Genomic DNA, 432 nt, shown 5'->3' on the forward strand with positions numbered 1-432 from the left:
GAGCATCCGGTCTTTTATGAAGATGAAGTGGATATCCATCTTAATCCCAAAATCGGTGCGGACTGGCAGCTACGCGGGCAGCAAAAAGGTGTGGTAACGCCGGGACAGAATGAAAAATATTATCTGGCAGGGGCGCTGCACAGCGGAACAGGTAAAGTCAGTTATGTGGGTGGAAACAGTAAAAGTTCAGTGTTATTTATCAGTCTGTTAAAGCATCTGAAAGCGACATACCGACGGGCAAAAACGATAACGCTCATCGTGGATAATTATATTATCCACAAAAGCCGGGAAACGCAGCGCTGGCTGAAGCAGAATCCGAAGTTCAGGGTGATTTACCAGCCAGTTTACTCACCCTGGGTGAATCATGTGGAACGACTATGGCAGGCGCTTCACGACACGATAACGCGCAATCATCAGTGCCGAACAATGTGG

Annotated in this window: 1 protein-coding gene; it reads left to right on the forward strand. The window is 47.9% G+C overall.

Annotated features, from left to right (window positions below):
• A partial coding sequence (locus JJB97_RS18375) for an IS630 family transposase (RefSeq protein ID WP_238715529.1) occupies positions 1 to 432 on the forward strand: 432 nt, incomplete at both ends.

The organism is Tenebrionibacter intestinalis, from assembly GCF_016632365.1.
GTDB lineage: Bacteria > Pseudomonadota > Gammaproteobacteria > Enterobacterales > Enterobacteriaceae > Tenebrionibacter > Tenebrionibacter intestinalis.